Annotated in this window: 16 protein-coding genes and 1 tRNA gene; 2 read left to right on the top strand and 15 right to left on the bottom strand. The window is 43.7% G+C overall.

What is annotated here, in order from left to right:
- Positions 1-222: 222 nt before the first annotated feature.
- From DXB15_RS14520 to DXB15_RS14485, 7 genes are all read right to left on the bottom strand, one after another.
- Positions 223-717 carry a phosphatase PAP2 family protein gene (locus DXB15_RS14520; protein ID WP_118703344.1) on the bottom strand — a complete coding sequence of 165 codons (495 nt, stop codon included), beginning with the start codon at positions 715-717 and terminating at the stop codon, positions 223-225.
- 24 nt (positions 718-741) lie between these two features.
- Positions 742-2,766, bottom strand: coding sequence for a beta-galactosidase (locus DXB15_RS14515; protein ID WP_118703343.1), 2,025 nt, complete (start codon positions 2,764-2,766; stop codon positions 742-744).
- A 526-nt stretch (positions 2,767-3,292) separates the two neighbouring features.
- Positions 3,293-4,462: a DUF4317 domain-containing protein gene (locus DXB15_RS14510; RefSeq protein ID WP_109214907.1), complete on the bottom strand. Its 1,170-nt coding sequence runs from the start codon at positions 4,460-4,462 to the stop codon at positions 3,293-3,295.
- A gap of 15 nt (positions 4,463-4,477) precedes the next feature.
- Entirely contained in the window at positions 4,478-5,365 is an 888-nt protein-coding gene (locus DXB15_RS14505; RefSeq protein WP_146190185.1) for a LysR family transcriptional regulator, read from the bottom strand.
- A 659-nt stretch (positions 5,366-6,024) separates the two neighbouring features.
- Positions 6,025-6,966 (bottom strand): ROK family glucokinase, encoded by a 942-nt coding sequence (locus tag DXB15_RS14500; RefSeq protein ID WP_118703342.1) that lies wholly within the window; start codon positions 6,964-6,966, stop codon positions 6,025-6,027.
- A 470-nt stretch (positions 6,967-7,436) separates the two neighbouring features.
- A complete protein-coding gene (locus tag DXB15_RS14490) occupies positions 7,437-8,351 on the bottom strand; it encodes a homoserine O-succinyltransferase (protein ID WP_118703340.1) in 915 nt (304 codons plus the stop codon).
- 175 nt (positions 8,352-8,526) lie between these two features.
- On the bottom strand, positions 8,527-9,858 hold the full coding sequence (locus DXB15_RS14485; RefSeq protein ID WP_109214903.1) for an MATE family efflux transporter: 1,332 nt from the start codon (positions 9,856-9,858) through the stop codon (positions 8,527-8,529).
- A 271-nt stretch (positions 9,859-10,129) separates the two neighbouring features.
- Here DXB15_RS14485 and DXB15_RS14480 point away from each other — a divergent pair, with 271 nt between their 5' ends.
- A complete protein-coding gene (locus DXB15_RS14480) occupies positions 10,130-10,855 on the top strand; it encodes an AzlC family ABC transporter permease (protein ID WP_118703339.1) in 726 nt (241 codons plus the stop codon).
- On the top strand, positions 10,845-11,150 hold the full coding sequence (locus DXB15_RS14475) for an AzlD domain-containing protein (RefSeq protein ID WP_109214901.1): 306 nt from the start codon (positions 10,845-10,847) through the stop codon (positions 11,148-11,150). Before DXB15_RS14480 ends, DXB15_RS14475 begins: the two co-directional genes overlap by 11 nt.
- 125 nt (positions 11,151-11,275) lie before the next feature.
- On the opposite strand, the gene DXB15_RS14470 is transcribed toward DXB15_RS14475, so the two are convergent.
- The 8 genes from DXB15_RS14470 to DXB15_RS14435 form a co-directional block, all read right to left on the bottom strand.
- Positions 11,276-12,430: an FprA family A-type flavoprotein gene (locus DXB15_RS14470; RefSeq protein WP_109214900.1), complete on the bottom strand. Its 1,155-nt coding sequence runs from the start codon at positions 12,428-12,430 to the stop codon at positions 11,276-11,278.
- 119 nt (positions 12,431-12,549) lie between these two features.
- On the bottom strand, positions 12,550-13,482 hold the full coding sequence (locus tag DXB15_RS14465; protein ID WP_118703338.1) for a tRNA dihydrouridine synthase: 933 nt from the start codon (positions 13,480-13,482) through the stop codon (positions 12,550-12,552).
- A gap of 52 nt (positions 13,483-13,534) precedes the next feature.
- Complete coding sequence (locus DXB15_RS14460; protein WP_109214898.1) at positions 13,535-15,589, bottom strand: beta-galactosidase; 2,055 nt, start codon at positions 15,587-15,589, stop codon at positions 13,535-13,537.
- Positions 15,590-15,771: 182 nt separating this feature from the next.
- Positions 15,772-15,845, bottom strand: a tRNA-Pro gene (locus tag DXB15_RS14455).
- An 82-nt stretch (positions 15,846-15,927) separates the two neighbouring features.
- On the bottom strand, positions 15,928-16,998 hold the full coding sequence (locus DXB15_RS14450; RefSeq protein ID WP_177957464.1) for an N-acetylmuramoyl-L-alanine amidase family protein: 1,071 nt from the start codon (positions 16,996-16,998) through the stop codon (positions 15,928-15,930).
- Positions 16,999-17,004: 6 nt separating this feature from the next.
- Positions 17,005-17,448 (bottom strand): RrF2 family transcriptional regulator, encoded by a 444-nt coding sequence (locus DXB15_RS14445; RefSeq protein WP_109214897.1) that lies wholly within the window; start codon positions 17,446-17,448, stop codon positions 17,005-17,007.
- Between the two features lie 241 nt (positions 17,449-17,689).
- A complete protein-coding gene (locus tag DXB15_RS14440; RefSeq protein ID WP_109214896.1) occupies positions 17,690-18,007 on the bottom strand; it encodes a hypothetical protein in 318 nt (105 codons plus the stop codon).
- A 154-nt stretch (positions 18,008-18,161) separates the two neighbouring features.
- Positions 18,162-19,263: RNA-guided endonuclease InsQ/TnpB family protein (locus DXB15_RS14435; RefSeq protein WP_118703337.1), on the bottom strand; the 1,102-nt coding region annotated here is incomplete at its 5' end.

Here is a 19,263-nt window from a genome sequence, read left to right as displayed (position 1 = left end):
TCCACTGTCTCAATTGATCTCCAAACAAGCATCTACATTCAAGAATGCTCCGGCATTCTTGTTGCGAGGTGCGCGTCATGCAATTGCATGACATACTTCAACTGCGCACCTCTGTAATCCTGCCGGAGGCTATATCAGATGGGGGATTGGCTCCCACCACTGATACTAGCTTGTTTCTCAACACCTATAGAGGTGGGAGTCATCTCCCATCTGATATAGTTTTTAAATCACCCAAAAACATAAAACTCCAAATCCGACAGCGATCAGCGCACCTGCCACCACATCTTTTACAAAATGCACCCGTCCGCTCACCCGCGCTGCTGCCAGAAATCCCCCTGCCACACAAAGGATCACTCCAAGCGGCATCCACACATACCACGCCGCCATAGCGATAATATAAATTGAAAATACATGTCTGCTCGGAAAAGAATTTCCTTTTGTATCCTTTGGAATCAACGGCTTCACCTGCCATTTTTCGTAAGGGCGCGGCGCATTAAATTTCTTGCGGAACAGACTCACCAGCACAAAAGTCACCGCCGGAACAAGCAGCACCCGCCAAAATCGACTGTCCCTGCAAACCACCAAATACAAAAGTAATGCAGGATAAATCAGATAAACCACATCCGTTAAAATATGATTTACCCGCAGCAGACAGTTCTTCTTTCGCTCCGATGCTTCAAATGGTGCTGCCAATCTGTCATAAAACTCCTGCTTCATCCTGCATTACCTCATTTCGTATTTTTATTTTTCTCTGATGATCTGTACATCCCAGCTGCCAAGTGCAAGTTTTTCCCCTGCTGCAACATCAACTCCCGGGAATGTCTGGTTCTCCTTCATCAGATACTCACCATCTGCTCCGGCATAAACAGTTTCTGCCGGTGTATGGGAATAGTTAAAATAGAACCACACTGTTTTTCCGTTTTCATCTTTCATGCGGCGCACAATAACAGGAAATTCTGCGTTCTGTACTGCATCCGCAATACCAGCTTCCTTCATGGCATCTGCCAGCAGCTTCTGCAGATATTTTTCAGAAGTCTTGCATCCAAGATACTGTGCCGTACCTTTTCCGTAATGATTTCTGGTTACTGCCGCATAATCTTTCCATGCATAGTGATCGTAAGATGCCAGCACTTCTGCGCCTTCCGGTTTCACAAGTTCCATGAAAAGTTCTGCCTGCTCGTCCTCTGTACCGCTCAGTTTCACATCTTTCGGGAAAGTGAAATTGCTGTAAGAAATACCAAGGCATTCGTTTAACACATGCGGGAATGCATCGTGGTATACTTTTACATTTTCGTCCGTATAAGCGGTTTTGAACGTTGTGATCAGGTATCCGCCATCTGCCACATACTGTTTCATGCGCTGCAGATCTGCCTCGCAAGCCGCATACAGAGCCGGAACGATCACCATCTGATAACAATCCATCTCTTTGCAGGACGGCTCAATGAAATCAACTTCCACATTCATCTTGTAAAGGGCATCATACATCCAGCGAACTACATCATTATAAGCAGTTTTTCCCGGACCTTCTGCCGTAGTATCAATACGGAACCAGTCAAGTGCTGACAGTGCATCGTTGCTGACAACCATTGCCACTTTGTTCTCTTTTTTCAGATTGCAGAGAGCCGGGCTCAATGCCGCGAAATCACGACCGATGGTTTTTGCCTCACAATATACATGATTTTCCTTGAAATCATGGCTCAGCAGACCACGCCAGTAAGTTTCAAAAGAGTTGTGAATGGAATGCCAGTGCCAGTACTCAACCATTGCCGCACCGGATGCCACATGACTGAAGGCCTGCTGACGAAGCTGTCCCGGATACGGCGTCCAGCATGGATAACCCTGCGCCTCGGTCTCAAGAACAAAGTAGTTGTTCTGTTTCAGAGAACGTGTCATATCACCACCGAAGGCGATCTCAGCGCCGGTCAGTTCATCCTGTGTCGGATGGTAAATATCGCATCCTGCCACGGTCAACGCTTCTCTTGCAATCTCAAAATGATTGTTTGCCGGCTGAACGCCGTAAGAATATCCGCGCCACTCAAAATCCAGATTGTGTGTGATAAACTGATCCGGACGGGCATATTCTTTTACAATATTGGACTGCCAGGTCAAAAACTCGGTAACCAGTCCACGGCGGAACTTGTCAAATTCAGCGCCAAGACTTCCGTTGATGGTTCCACGCACATCCGGGAAATCTTCCCAGTTATCCACACGGTTGCTCCAGTAATCCAGACCAAAAGCCGCATTCATGGCATCGGTGCTTCCGTCAAATTTTTCCTTCAGATACTCTACAAACGCCGCCTGTACGTTCGGACCTGCGGTATCATAATATTTTGTCTCATTATCCAGCTGGAAACCGATGATGCATTTGCGTCCCTGGCAGACTTCCAGCAATTTACGAATCACGCGCTCACCGTATTTCAGATAGTTCGGGTTTGTGATATCCATGATCTGACGTGCGCCGTACACACCTTCGCCCTGATGTGTCACTGCCAGAACCGTCGGATCCATTTTTACCAGCCAGGACGGAACCGCATAAGTCGGTGTACCGATGATAACGTCGATGCCTGCCTCTTCCATGGCGTCCAGCACCTTGGTCACCGTGGAAAAATCAAACTGACCTTCCTGCTTTTCGTAAGTGCTCCAGGTAGATTCTGCGATACGGACTACGTTAATACCCGCTGCTTTCATCATTTTGATGTCTTCCTCTAAACGGTCATACGGAAGATACTCATAATAATACGCTACCCCATACAGTAATTTGTTCATGAAAATGCCCTCCTTTTTTGGTGTTGACAGACGGTCGAAATGCGGAATTTTAATCTGTAAAGCGGCATGCAGGCTCACACGAACAATTTTCTATCTGCGCTGCGCCATCTATTGTTGCCTCCTTCCGTGAACTCACCCACAGCAACATCAGCTGTGGGCTCAGACACACTCCCGGAGGCAACATTATGCTCGCTCCGATAACGAAAATTGCTCTACCGTTTCGCCCTGCATGTCCGCTTTCACAGATTTATTCCTGCATTTCTACACATCAATACAATGCAACATTTTGTTCTTCGTCTTAAATGATTTATTGTCTTATGCATATAATCTTACAGTAAATATTTTTCTATGAAAAGAAAACCATTGTCCTAAAATGGACATCTATTATCCAGCCAAGGTGATTTCTGTAATCCTAATTTATGATGAGTACCAGTTCAACCTCACTGTTGTATCAAATTCAAGTCGAACGCACGTGAAATCTGGTGCGTGATTCTGGTCAGCGTAAGCGGACATATTCTTCTCAAAATTACTCTTCCTCTGCACTTTGTTCTAATGCCTTTAATACTTCTTCATCTTTCAAGTGTACATGAATGCCGTTCACTTCTACTTCATCCGTCAGCGGAATTACAAGGCATGGCACGCCATCGATCATGCGTGTTTCCACAAGACCAGCCTGTTCCGGACTTACTTTCACTGTCATCTGCGGTGTCTTTACTTCAAACTTACGTGTATCGGAAATATTGTTTGCCATGACGGTCATCTGCGCACCGATTTCCTCATCATACTGTTTTTCAAACTGTTCCAGATTTTCCTCCGGTGCACCGCTGCGCTCTAAAAGTTTACGCACCTGCATTTTATCCAGTTCCAACGGTTCTCCACTTTCTTTCTGCTCCTCGATCATCTCGTTGAGGTTTTCATGGATGTTACGCACCACATCGTATACACACTCCTCTCCAAGAGTATCTTCTATGATTGTCTGGAAAGATTCTTTCTGCTGTGGCGCTGGAATTGGCTGTACACAGCCAAGCAGCTGTTCGGTAATGTCCGGACAGAGTTCCTTTGCATTTTTGGAATAGTAAAGCAGACGATGAATATCTGTGTTACGATCCTGAAATGCCGGGAATAAAAATCCCTGCTCTGGCATATCTACCAACCAGTCACGAATGCGGTCCTCGATGCTGTTTGTCTCCGCATTATAGCAAAGTCCGGCTTTTGACAGCGTTACCGGGCACAGACAGCACAGCACAAAGTTATATATGTAATCCGATGCATCGTCCATTTCCAGACCATCGGATGTTTTCATCGGAATATCATAAGAACCATGCACCAGCAAGATCAGATAATTTTCCGGATGATAATAAGTCTCAATAATGCGGTCATAAAAAGCATCCAACATCGTATCATCTTTTAACTCACTGTCACGCAGCGCCATCAGACTTTTCTGTGTACCTTCGCCCATTTCCTGTTCCAACGGAAATTCCATATTCAGCAGGTTTTTCCCCAACGTACCGGACAGACTTTTCCGAAAAATATCCAGATATTTATAAATTTCTTCTTCCGGAAGGGATAAAAATGCTTCCTTAAACTGCACAACTTTATTTTTATCTGCGTCCACATAACACCCACAAAGTCGGTTCAGACAACAGCGCTCTTTCGTAAATAACTTTTTGATTTCTGTAACTTCTTTTTTATTCATATAAATATTGCTCCTTTATTCTGGCATAAACTTCTGTGTCATTTCAATAAATGCCTTCATCGCCGGTGACACCCATCGGTTTTTGCTGTAGATTACCTGCATCAACATAGACAACTGAAATCCTTTTACGGAAAATAATGCGACTTTTTTCTCTCGCAATGCTTCTTCCAATGTAAATCTCGGAAGCAGAGATACTCCCAGATTTTCTATAACCGCATCGATAATCAGACGGGTGTAACCAATTTCGGTAATAGACGGTCTGCGTCCCCGCTGTTCCACCACATATTGTTCAAAAGCCTGACGATAATTGCAGCCTTCCTCGATCATAATAAAGTTTTCTTCCAAAACGGTATCTAACGGAATATCTTTTTTTCCCGCAAAAGGATGGTTTGCCGGACAGAAAAAACGGATTTCCGTCGGCACTTCATGAGCAGTCATCCAGTTAATATGGTTGATCTTGTTATCTACCGTCAAGATCAGATCCAGCTTGCCCTTTCCAAGCAGTTCCATACATTCCAGTGTCGTTGCCACCACGACCTTCACATTTGCCTTTGGATAACGCTTCTTAAACTCCCGGAAAATAATGCCGTAGCGGGAAGCACACAGCGTCTCCATGATTCCAACGCTGACTTCTCCGCTTGGTTCTTCCCCTTCCGCAAAATGCTCCAGCGCCATTGCCTCACAGCGTTGCAGATCATAAGCATAATCCAGAAATTCCTTTCCTGCGGCAGAAAGCACCGCACTTTTTCCATTTCGTTCAAACAGAGATACGCCCAATTCCCGCTCCAGAGTCTGAATCTGCATCGTCACAGTCGACTGTGCATAACCAAGATCAGATGCAGCTCTGGAAAAATTGCCGATCTCTGCGATTTTAATAAACGTTTTTACATTTCGTAGTTCCATTTTTTCACCATTTACATTATATTTGTCCCACAACGCTATCCATACTCAGGAAATTTTCATTTCCGAAACATGTCGTTTCCATTGTAAAACGTACTTTTCTCTCATGATTTATTGTATCGGGAATTTCGATGGAAGTAAACCTTTATCGTTCATTTTTTTTGATTTCACATATCACTTTTTTCAATTTTACAAATAGGTAACTATGTAGTATTCTAATATCAGAAATTGAACGAAATTTCAAAATCACTTTTTTACAACTCTCAACAAACAATCAAAAAAGCCTGTCCAATGGACAGGCTTTTTTGATACCTTGTTTGCGTGGCTTAAAATTTTATTTTAATTAACTTCTCATTATGTTAATCTTGCGCATGCAACACGGCGCTTATTTTTTCCAGGAAGTATATGCATGCGTGTCACTCGGTGCCACGGCGTAAATGGAACAAAGCAGAAACGAACTCCTACGAAAGAACCATTGAAAAATTTTCGTTGTGAGCACTGCGTCTAGCCCGACCGCGAGAGTGTGTCTGAGCCAACAGCTGGTTTTGCTGTTGGTGAGTTCGCGGAAGCGGTCGAAAATAAGCGACGCAGCGCTCACAGAAAATTTTTCAGGTTCTTGTAGGAGTTCGTTTCTGCTTGTTCCAAATTATCCTAAACAAAAATTACTTACCAAAAATCATTTTCGCACAACCATACATTCCGGCATCATTTCCAAGGGAAGCCAATACAAATTTTGTATCCTCACATGCCTGGAATGCACGCTCTTTAAAATGTTTCTGAACAACATCCAGCAGAATCTGTCCGGCTTTTGAAACACCTCCGCCAATAACAAACATTTCTGGATCTGCCACGCAGGCAACGGAAGCCAGTGCACCGCCAAGAATCGTACCAAGTTTCTCTACCAGTTCCAAGGCAACTGCATCTCCTGCTTTTGCAGCATCAAAAATATCTTTCGCTGTCACTTCCGGCAGATCACGCAGAGTTGTTGCCGCATCATCTGCCGCCAGGCGTTTTTTCGCCAGACGTACAATTCCGGTTGCAGAAGCATACTGCTCCAGACATCCGCATTTTCCGCAGCCGCAGACATCTGTCTCTGTATCAGACACCTTCATATGTCCAATCTCTCCGCCTGCTCCGTGTACACCGCCAATGATAGAACCATTGATGATAACACCACCACCGACACCGGTTCCAAGTGTAACCATAACACCGTTTTTGCAACCCTGTCCGCCGCCTTTCCACATTTCTCCAAGTGCAGCTACATTTGCATCATTTCCTACTTTTACTGGGAGTCCGATTTTACCGGAAAGAGTCTCTGCCACATCAAAAGTTCCCCAGCCAAGATTTACACACTGGCACACGATGCTGTCATTTTTAACAGGTCCCGGAACACCGATTCCAATGCCTTCCACGTCATCTTTACTGATTCCTGCATCTGCCATTTTTCCTTCTAATGAAGCAACGATATCGTCTAAAATAGATGCTCCGTTATTTTCTGTATTCGTCTTAATTTCCCATTTATCCAAAATCACGCCGGTATTGTCAAACAATCCAATCTTACATGTGGTTCCACCTACATCAACACCAAATCCATATTTTTTCATTTTACCCTACCTCGTTATCTCTAAATTTTGTTTTACCCTTATTGACCTCAGTATAGCACATTCTCTGTTTCTGTCTCAATGCCAGATTTCCACATTTTTGACTGATTTTTTGTATATTTCCGAACATCAGGAATTCAAGTCGAACGCACGTGAGACTTGGTGCGTGATTCTGGTCAGCGCAAGCTGACATCTTCTTTTCAGAATCACTGCACTCTACACTCCGTTCCGGTCGGCGCAAAACCATTGTCTCCCAGACAATGTGCGCCCTCGCGGAACACTTATCTCAGTCGGAGATTGAACTCCCACTGAGAAATACTTGTTACTACTCACCACTTGCAGAAGTGGGAGTCTCAACTCAGACTGAGATAAAAAACATCCCAAAATACTATGATATCCTCTGCCATCTGCCCTATGATATCTAACGTACTTTGAGATGTTTTTTCATTTTTTCGTTATCGGATACTGAATTACTATTTGTTTCCAATATCGTATGGTGTTGTCTGGTATACATAATAGTTTAACCAGTTTGAGAACAATAACTGTCCTGCAGAACGCCATCTTACAATCGGTTTCTTGGTCGGATCATCATCCGGATAATAGTTATACGGAATGTGTGGATGTAATCCTTTCTCGCTGTCACGCTGATACTCCAGCGCCAGTGTATTTGCATCATATTCCAGATGACAAAGCACAAAAAAGTTTTTGGAATCCGTCGTTTTCAAAATCGTAGGACCGCCCTGTTCGCTGTCTGCAATCAGTTCCAGTTCCGGGACTTTATCCACATCTTTCTTCAAGATGCCCACTTCCCGGGAATGTGGTGCTAAAAATACATCATCAAATCCCCTGAATAATGGTGAACTCTGTTTCAAAACGGTATTCGGATAAACACCGGAAAGTTTTTCCGGGTATTCCACGGTCGGTATTCCGAAATGATAATAGAGTCCCGCAAGCGCACCCCAGCAGATGTGCATCGTTGAGTGTACATGTGTCTTTGCCCAGTCCATAATGGTGCAAAGTTCTTTCCAATAATGTACTTTCTCATACGGCACAAATGCCAACGGAGCTCCTGTGATAATAAGTCCGTCGAACCATCGATCCTTTACCTGCTCAAATGTCGTGTAGAAAGACTCCATATGCTGCGTATCCACATGCTGTGGCGTATAGCTTGCAGTCTGCAGAAATTCTACCTTAATCTGAAGCGGCGTATTTGAAAGTTTCCGAAGTAGCTGATTCTCTGTGATCACCTTGGTAGGCATCAGGTTCAGAATCAGTACATTCAGAGGACGGATATCCTGATGCATCGCCCGATACTCCGTCATAACAAAAATATTCTCGCTTTCAAGAACTGCTGTAGCTGGCAGTGAATCCGGTATTTTAATCGGCATATCCTTTTCCTCCTTTTTCTAGTTTCAAGATTCTCCTTTGAATCTTGTAGAACTCTCCTTTGAGTCCCCGCAGATAGTTCTATTCTATCTGTTATCCATAAATAAATCAACACTTATTTTTTTCATAGTTCATGTATCACAGATGTTTAGAGGATGATCATGCCCACAAAAGAATTTATATTTCCTTCTTTAATGTATGTACCACTTTTACGATCAGTGGGATTACCATAGCGATCCACACCACCGGCTCAGCCCAGATAATGCCCCAGTATGCAAACACCGGCGCAAATACAAAGGCAAAAATAATTTTTCCCGCAAGCTCAATGCAGCTGGAAAATACCGGAATCACGCGGTCTCCAAATCCCTGCATGGAATTTCGCAAAATCACGATCACACCGCACACGATAATAAAGGACATATCTACTTTCAAATACATGCTTCCCCAGTAGATTACCTCCGCATCCGTGGTACTTGCCACAAACCGGATCAGCGCACCTTCCACCGTATGACAGATAATAAAAACTGCCACGCTCCAGATTGCCGCAATCAGCAAAGATGCCCGTATTCCCTGACGAATCCGGTCAAAACGCTTTGCACCGTAATTTTGTCCGCAGTAAGTCGCCATAGCAGAGCCAAGCACGCTCATCGGAAGGGACATGATCTCAAATACTTTTCGCGCCGCGGTATGTGCCACGATCACTGTCGTACCAAAGGTGTTGATGGCAGACTGCAGCATGATCGTTCCGATGCTTACCAGGCAGGACATTAATCCCATAGATAAACCACTTTTGTACATTTCCACAATCAGTTCTTTCTCCGGTCGAAAATCTGATTTTTGCAAATGTAAAATCGGGAATTTCCGGAAAATTCGAACAAAACATAAAACTACGGAAATTAACTGTGCCAGCACCGTTGCGTACGCCGCTCCCTGAACTCCCATATGAAATTCAAGAATAAACAAATAATCCAGTCCGATATTGCTGACCGTTGCCAGGATCAGGAACAATAACGGTGTCAGCGAATCTCCGATCGCACGCAATGTATTGGCACACAGATTATACAAAACCGTGGCAAACAGTCCCACGATCAGCACGCTGATGTACGCGTAAGACATTGCAAACTGTTCCTCCGGAACATTCAGCAAATGAAGCAATGGCTGCAATACAAACATCAAAACCACCACCAGAACCGCTGTGGTCAGTACACCAAGCTCGATTGTCATAGCAAAAGATTTTTTCAGCCGTTTCATATTGTCAGCACCAAAGCACATCGCTGTGATCAGGGAAAATCCTAATGTCAGACCATTTAAAAATCCGGTCATCAGCGTATGTAAGGTGGACACAGAACCAACCGCTGCCAGTGCTTCCGTTCCTAATGTACTTCCAACAATTTTGGTATCTACCAGACTATATAATAGCTGAAAAATATTCCCCCAGAAAATAGGGATGGAAAACAAAAGAATCTGTTTCCAAGGGGTTCCTTCTGTCAATGTTTTCGTTTTACCCATTTGTCATAACTCCTTTCCAAGAGTGTCGTGACAGACCCTCATACTGTTGTTTCTTATATTATATAAAATTCAACTCCGACAACTTATTTCTTACATTTTGGTAACCTTAGCAAGTATAAAGATTTATTGGACGAATTGCAAGTGAAATGTTACACTAATGTATAGTGCCCAGTTGATAATAATTTCCTTTTTTACACAAATTTTTGGTAAAAACCGGGAAAATCCACTTCTGGGAAAATGTAGTATACACAATCTACAAGGGGATAAATGAATGGATAAACAGAAAAACAAATATTATTACCTGAAAGGGATTAAGAATGGTATGCCGATCTGTCTCGGATATCTGGCAGTTTCCTTTACACTGGGAATCACTGCCCGCAATGCCGGTATGACAGCCTGGCAGGCGATGCTGACCAGTCTTGCCTGTAACGCATCCGCCGGACAGTATGCCGGATTTACGGTTATCGCCGCCGGTGGATCTTATTTTGAAATGATTTTAATGGAACTTGTGGCAAATGCACGTTATCTTCTGATGTCCTGTTCCTTAAGCCAGAAGTTTTCTTCGGAAACCGGGCTTTTACATCGTATGCTGGTAGGCTATGATGTCACCGATGAAATTTTCGGTGTCGCGGTCTCAGAACCTGGAAAACTGAATCCGTTTTACAACTACGGTATGATGACTGTGGCAATTCCGGGATGGAGTCTTGGAACATTCTTCGGTGTCATTATGGGAAACATCCTTCCGGCAAATATTGTCAGTGCGTTGAGCGTCGGATTGTATGGTATGTTTCTTGCTATCATTATTCCGCCAGCAAGAAAAAGCAAGGTTATTGCGGCTCTGGTCACCATCTCTATGGTTTCCAGCTACATATTCTCACGGTTACCGGTGATTTCCAATATTTCGTCCGGTATCCGCACGATTATTCTGACCGTGGTCATTGCAGGTATCGCGGCGGTGCTGTTCCCGGTAAAGGAGGAAGACGAACATGAAGCATAATATTTATATTTACATTCTGGTCATGTTTGCCGTGACCTACCTGATCCGTGTTTTGCCGTTGACGCTGATCCGGAAAGAGATCAAAAATAAGACCATTCGGTCGTTTCTGTATTATGTGCCTTATGTCACGCTGGCGGTTATGACGTTTCCGGCAATTATGGAAGCGACAAACAGTCCGCTTGCAGGACTTGCGGCACTGATTGTCGGAATCATTCTCGCATGGTGTGGACGAAGCCTGTTTCAGGTTGCGGTATTGTCCTGCGTGGTAGTGTTCGTGCTGGAATTATTTTTGTAATGTGGCTATACTTTAGGATTATGAAAGCGGACTCAGACAATCTTTCCTCGGCAAGCGATTGTTAGCTGCAGAGGTAAGATTGTCTGACTGGCGCTTTCACTAACTTATGTATTAATTACAAGAAACTATAAAAGTTCCTCTGCCATAGCGTCAAGTTCTTTCTCGTTTTCCTCACTCAGAGAAGACATAATTTTTACAGAGTGCTCAAGCCATGTAATCTCTTTGCTCTTCTCAAACATACCTGTCATCACACGGGCAGCTGTCGGAGCCCAGGAACCATTCTCAATCAGACCAATGGTACGTTTCTGATAATTACGCTCTGTCAGATGCTCAATAAATGTCTTCATGAACGGGAACACATCCCCATTGTAAGTTACAGTTGCCAGAACCAGTTTTCCGTAACGGAATGCATCTTCTACTGCCCCTGCCATATCCTCACGGGCAAGGTCACATACAACTACTTTCGGGCAGCCTTTTGCTTTCAGCTTCTCAGCCAGCAGCTCTGCTGCTTTTTTTGTATTTCCATAAACAGATGCATATGCGATCATAACACCTTCGGACTCTACGCCATAAGAGGACCAGATGTTGTATTTCTCAATATAATGTCCCAGATCTTCTGTCAGAACCGGGCCATGTAACGGGCAGATAATCTGAATATCTAAAGTTGCAGCTACTTTCAGCAGGTTCTGCACCTGTGCACCGTATTTTCCAACGATTCCGATATAGTAACGACGTGCTTCGCCATCCCAATCTTCCTCTACATCTAATGCGCCGAATTTTCCAAATCCGTCTGCGGAGAACAGGACTTTATCTGTGCTGTCGTATGTTACCATAACTTCCGGCCAGTGAACCATCGGTGCAAATACAAATGTCAGCTCATGTTTTCCAAGGCTTAAGGTCTCACCATTTTTTACTTCTACTGTTTTTCCGTCAAGGTTCAGTCCACGGAAGAAGTTTTTCATCATGGTAAATGTCTTTGCATTTCCAACGATCTGCGCATTCGGATATTTTTCTGCAAATACTTCGATATTTGCTGCGTGATCCGGCTCCATATGCTGAACAATCAGATAATCCGGTGTTGCGCCATCCAGCACGTTCTCGATATTTGCCAGCCATTCCTCACCGAAATTGCCATCTACGGTATCCATAACGGCGATTTTCTCATCACGGATCACATAAGAATTGTATGCCATTCCGTTCGGAACGATATACTGTCCTTCAAACAGATCCACTTCGTGATCATTTACGCCTACATAAATAATGTCCTCTGTAATTTTCATTGCGATACACTCCATATAATTTTTTACTTATTCATCTCACGGGCTTTTCCCACGATAATAATAGGGGATTAGTCCAAACTACTACGGGTTGCTTCTCATATTATAGCCAGAAATGCCAGCTAGCGCAACTCCTGCTCGAAAAATAATTGTTTTACAACTAATCTGTAATCAGACAGATGCTGCGCCTTCCGGATCTTTTTCTCGTACTTTTCCGTATTTGTAAAAGACCACGCCAGATAAAACCACAGTTCCTTCATTTTAAAAAGTACGTTTCGTTCCCCAGACATCTCCTGCGTATAGTCTGCAAGCAAACGTTCGTGAAACTCCCAGAGGCGTTCTTTGGAAAGTTTCTCAGTTCCCCGGATTTCGCCAAACAATGCTGGATTTGCCAGCACACCTCGTCCAAGCATTACGCCAGAAACATCCATCTGTTTCATTACCTGCTGATATTTCTCTTTATTGAAAATATCTCCATTGTACACAACCGGATTTTTTGATTTTTCCAGCGCATTCAGAAAACTTTCCATCCGCGGTGTGTTTTTGTAGTAATCCGTCTGTACTCTCGGATGAATGATCAGTTCTGACACCGGAAATTTATTGTATATATCCAGCAGATGTTCAAATTCTTCCTCATCTTCCATACCCAAACGGGTTTTTAGAGACAATCGGATATTGAGCTTACTGTACACTTCCTCCAGAAACTGTTCCAGTGCATCCGGTTTTGCTAAAAATCCTGCGCCCCGGTATTTTGTCACCACTGTGCGGGACGGGCAGCCCAAATTCAGATTTATTTCCTTATATCCCAGCTGTTCCAGTTCCTGCGCCGCTTTCAAAAAGATCTCCGCATTGTTTGCCATGATCTGAGGAACCAGCGTAATGTCTTCATTATGCTCCGGCGCAATGTCCTTATATTCCTTCGGGCTGATGCTCCGATTTTGGTTCGGTGCCAGAAACGGCGAATAATATTTATCTGCTTTTTCAAAATAATCTGCCTGTGCATTTCGGTAAATATATCCGCCAATTCCCTCCAGCGGTGCAAAATATAAATTCATACTATAATATTACTCCATACGCTTCTCATTTGTTTTCTAATAGTTATGCTTCTTAAATCTGATATACCTTTGTCTCGTACGGTTCCAGTGCAACCTCGCCTTCGCTCTCTGCGGTTGTATACAGATCTGTCATCCGTGTTTTTAATGTGATATTCTGTTTTTCGCTACTGTAATTCAGTACAAAAATATACTTCGCATCATTTTTCTCACGTACAGCAATCTCACAGTCAGCCGGCAGCTCGATCAGCTCTTTCCACGGATCGATCACACCAGTGTACGTCAGAAATTCTGTCACATTCTGACGGGTAAATGTTCCGCCAAAGTGTAATGTATAGCCCTGCTGTGTGTTGGTGCGGATCAGCGCCGGACGACCTGCGTAATAATTGGATGTGTATTTTGCAAGCACTTCCACATCATCACCTGCCGCAGCCAGAATATCATTGAAAACACCGGTCTCAATCTCTTTACCATTCCAGTCCATGGATACCGGATCATCTGCCGGTCCCACGAAGGTAAATTCTTTTACATCGGTATGGCTTACATTTGTCAGTAATCCCGGCATCGGCTCCATCACGCAATGACCGTGTTTGTCTTTCTGTCCGGTACGCGCGCCGATGATCAGTTTTCCACCTGCTTTTACATACTCTTTCAGCACTTTTGCACGTTTCTTTGTCAAAATCAACGGATGCGGATAAATCAATACCGGATATTTTTTCAGTTCTTCCAGTTCGGTGCTGTCTTTCAAATAGAAAACATCCATCGGTGTGTGACTGAGCTGTGCTGCCACGAAAATCTCTTTTTCGCTCTTTTTCATCAGACGCTCATGCCATACATCCAGCTGTGCATCCCACACGTTATCATAATCTTTAACTAAAGCAAATGCTGCTTTGTATTCTGCGCCGGTCACGCCTTCAATCGCCTGTACCCGATGCCAGATGCGGTTTACTTCTGCCAGTTTACGGTTGTAGCGATTGTCGTAATCTAAAATTCCATGCCAGTAGATCTCGGTTCCTACTGTTGCGGTACGCCAGCGGAAGAAGCTTACATAATCAGCGCCGTGAGCGATACTCTGCATGGTCCATAAAGTCATCTGTCCCGGTTTCGGTGCCGGTGCTTCCATTCGTGTATTCCAGCCGTTTGCACCGGACTGCTGCTCCATAATACCAAAATGTGGGCAGATGGAACGCACTTCTGTCAGATTTTTACTCCATTTCCGGTCGTTGAGGTCATCAGAATGTTTTGGATCTTCGATCAGGCAGTATGCAAAGTTTGGATAGGAATCATAGGTCAGAACATCCAGACACTCGTCTTCCATCTTGTGGTTGTCCACATTGCCAAAAATACCGTTTGTGGTAATGAAATCTTCCGGTTTCTTGTATTTGCGGATGATATCGCTCTGCATTTTGCAGAAACGAATCGTGCTGTCAGAAATAAAACGATAATAATCTAACACCTGATGCGGATTTGTGGAATCATGCACGGTCGTACGCGGCACATAAATCTCTTTCCAGTTTGTATAAGTCTGGTTCCACACAATGGTTCCCCATGCCTCATTCAATGCATCCAGTGTTTTATATTTTTTCTTCAAAAATTCGCGGAACGCAAGGGTATCGCTCTCGGAATAAAACTCGTCCACTTCACAGTTTAACTCATTGTCAATCTGCCAGCCCACGATACACGGACGTTTGCCGTAATGTTTTGCCACTTTTTTGACAATCCGGGCGGATAATTCCTGATAAATCGGAGAATTGTAATTGTAGTGGCGGCGCATGCCATGATAAAATGGTGTGCCATCCAGACGACAGTTCAATACTTCCGGATATTTTTCCGTCAACCAGACTGGTGGTGTCGCTGTCGGTGTGCCAAAGATCACCTTCATCTGTTCCTCTTCTGCCACATCCAGAAATTCATCAAAAAATTCGTAAGTAAATTCCCCTTCGCGTGGTTCAATCTTGTTCCATGCAAATTCTGCGATTCGAATGGTAAAAATTCCATTTTCTTTCATGCGGCGAAGATCGTCACGCCACAGTTTTTTATCCCAATGTTCCGGGTAATAGCAGGTACCCAGTGAAAGTTTTTCCCATTTGAAATTTTGTTCCGCTCTCATAATAGCTTCTCCTTTTTCAACACATTACATCTCTTTGTTTCCACATAATACCAGATGAAAAATCAGTTTCTTACATCTAATATAACCATTTCGGTCAGATACTATCATGATAGCATTTCAGAATGTAGAAAACAACAAAAAAACTGGAAAGCCTTTCGACTTTCCAGCGCCCCTGCCAAGAGTCGATGCGACAGGATTTGAACCTGCGACCTCTGCGTCCCGAACGCAGCGCTCTACCAAACTGAGCCACGCATCGTTATTTTGTTTTCTGTAGTGCACCGCCGCGCTACTTGACATATAATACAGGAAAAGGTGTTGTTTGTCAACACCTTTTTTCATTATTTTCCAAAATAATTTTTTATTCCCTGTAATAAGCCTTCTGCCTGGTTATTTAAAGTACCGTCACTGTGATCGGAACATGCATTTCCAAGCTCGATATCGACAGATGGTATTGTACTGTAGGATGTCTGCGTCAGGTCAATGCTCATGCTTCCGCCGCCATTGATCTTACAGCCCTGTCCACGCAGTCCATCTACTAAAGATGCACCCAGCGCATTGTGCTGTTTCCAGTGAGAAGCCACCGGCTCCATCCCCTTGATTCCATCCGGTACGGAAATGTAAAAGCATCCTTTATCATAGCTTAATCCGTCACCGTCCCAATGTAAGGAAATATGACAGTCTGCTACATTATTGCAGATTACGGTTCGTGCTACATTATCAAGCTGTACGTCAGAGCCATCCCGCACCATCAGCACATCATAACCTGCTGCCAGCAGTTTATCCCGAAGGATTTCTGCCATGCGCAGCGTCACACTGCTCTCTGTTGCACCATCATTAAATGTCATGCCGCCGGAAACTGCCGTTGCTTTCGTTGCACCAGCTGCGGTACTTCCACCGGTTGTTTTGGCTGAGCCATCCGGGTGGCATAAAGTTTTGGCACTGCTTCCACCGGAAGTTCCATGTCCTGCATTGACACCAACAACGATTCCTTTTCGGTTTCCACTTGCTTTATACATGACAGCTGCCCCGGAATGGATCGCTGAATGATCTGCATACTGCCAGCTTCCATCCAGATAAATCTCCTGACGGTCAGCATAGCTTACCGGTGCACTCTGTGCCGGTTCCTGGCTGCTGTTGTCCTGAGTTGCTTCCTGTTCTGGTTCCTGAGTCTGTGTATCCTCTGTATTTTGTGATATATCGCCCTGCACTTCTTCTGATTCCGGAAGTTCCACCTGCTCCGGCTGTTCCTCTGACAGATCCGGTGTTTCTCCCTCTGAAATGCTTGTTTCTGCGCCAGTTTCACTTGTAACACTCTGTACATGATTGGAAGATACTTCTTTTTTTCCACAGGATGACAGTCCCACTGCCAATACTCCTGCAAAAGCTAATACCATTAATCTTTTTTTCATCATATATTATTTTTCCTGGCATCCCGGGCAATGTCTTGCCAGATGCTCATCGATCAACTGTTTTAAAGTTACGCTGTCTACATAATCAGAGATAACTTTATACATACCTTCCCAGAAACCTACCGTCGCACAGTCATGATAACGCTCACACTCGTTTTCCGGTGTTTCCAGACACGCGATCGGTGCAAAACTTCCCTCAATCGCACGTAAAATTTCTCCTGCTGTATATTTATCTGCTTTTCTGCTGAGACGATATCCGCCCTGTGCACCACGAACGCTACGCACCAGTCCGGCACGGTGCAGCGGTGTCACAATCTGCTCCAGATATTTGATGGAAATATTCTGACGTGCAGAAATGTCTTTCAGTGAAATATATTTTTCTTCGCCACCATTGACCCCAAGGTCAACCATTAGACGAAGCGCATATCTTCCTTTTGTTGATACTTTCATGTTGCTTCCTCCTTGCAATCTATACCATAGCTGTTCAGGATAGATACAATACTGTACCTTCCCTTTCCCTATGGATTCTGTAAAATAAATTTATTATATTTCATTATATTCCTACATGATATATAGTATTTATTTTAATATACTTTTCAAATTCTTGCAAGGCGGGAATTTGAAACAAAACAAAGCGCATGCCGTTACGCACACGCTCTGTCAGTTTTTTCTTTTTTAATATTTCTGTTGTTTAGTTATTCATATTATCCGTAATGTTATATTCTGCTTTCAGAGATACAATTTTCTGGTTAAACAGTGTATCCAGTGTCTCATATCCGGCAAATGTATTATCTCCGCTCGTGAAACTTTCATCATCTGACCACCAGCTCGCCTCTGGAACATCATAATCCATAATATCTGTATAAAGAGAACCATCACTGTACTGAATTATGTTGTGGAAGTTCACATAATAATACTCTATATCAGATGTTCCATTATTAGAAGTTAATTTATAAATCATATATAATTCATTCTGATTATAATAATAACCATCTGTTGATTGTGACATGCTCCCACCACTTAAATCACAGATTTTGAAGTGGGGGCTTCTTGCTCAATGGCTCTACTGAGCCAAGTATCTACAAGCTATCCTCGCGTGCCCCGCGATTTATTTTTTACCCAATTAGGGGATATCTTCCGGTCTGGTTACAGACAGTTTCTGTCTATCCTGCCAACAGCATACGACGTGCTTCTTCACGGATATTGATTGCCGCATTCAGATCTCGGTCCATCTGGTTCCCACACGCACAGATATATACTCTGTCCGAAAGTTTCAGTTCTTCCTTCACCCTGCCACATTTACAGCACTTTTTACTGGATGGAAAAAAGCGATCCACCCGTACAATTTTCTTTCCTTCCCATTTCAGCTTATATTCCAGCAGCTCCCGGAACATTCCATACCCATTATCCATGACACTTTTTCCAAAATGCATGCACTGGCTCATTGCTTTCATGTCTATGTCTTCTACTGCAACGACATCATATTCGTCTGCGATTCTGCGGCTCAGTTTATGCAGAAAATCCCGCCTCTGATTCCGAATCTTTTCATAGCATAATGCAACCCGTTTTTTCTGCCGGAAATAATTCCGGCTTCCTTTCTCACAATGGGATAACTTCCGCTGTTCCCTTGCAAGCCGCTCCTCGCTTTTTCTGAAATAACCAGCATCTTCTTTTTTTATATTTTCTGAAAACACAGCCATTCCACGCATCGCATAGTCGATCCCCAGTATTTTTGCATCTTCATAAGCCACTCCTCCTGTTTGGTTCTCACAGTCAGATATTTCATATAAAAGACTTGCATAATACTTTCCGGAAGGTTCCATGCTGACCGTTACGGATTTTAAACGATATTTTTCCGGTATATCCCGGTGCTTTTTCATACGGATCCACGTAAGTTTCGGCAGTTTTATCCGGTAATCTTCTACCTGAATATTTCCATTTACCCGGTTCGTCGTATAACTTTTTCTGCTTCTGTGTTTTGACTTGAATTTTGGGAAACCACTTTTCGGATCCCTGAAAAAATTTTTATATGCTTTTTCCAAATGCAGCTGCACATTTGCAAGTGCCAGAGCATCCACTTCTTTCAAAAACGGATATTCTTTTTTATACATCGCCGGTGTATTCCGCAGCATCTTTTTCGAGACTTCATATTCCCGTATCTTATCGCTCAGCATCTGGTTATACAGAAAACGGCAGCTACCAAAGGTCTTTGCAAGCAGGTTTTTCTGCTCTCTGGTTGGATATATCCGAAAACGATATGCCATG

Origin of the sequence: Roseburia sp. OM02-15, assembly GCF_003481835.1 — a bacterium.
Lineage (GTDB): Bacteria > Bacillota > Clostridia > Lachnospirales > Lachnospiraceae > Eubacterium_I > Eubacterium_I ramulus_A.
This window is presented reverse-complemented; position numbering and strand designations above follow the sequence as displayed.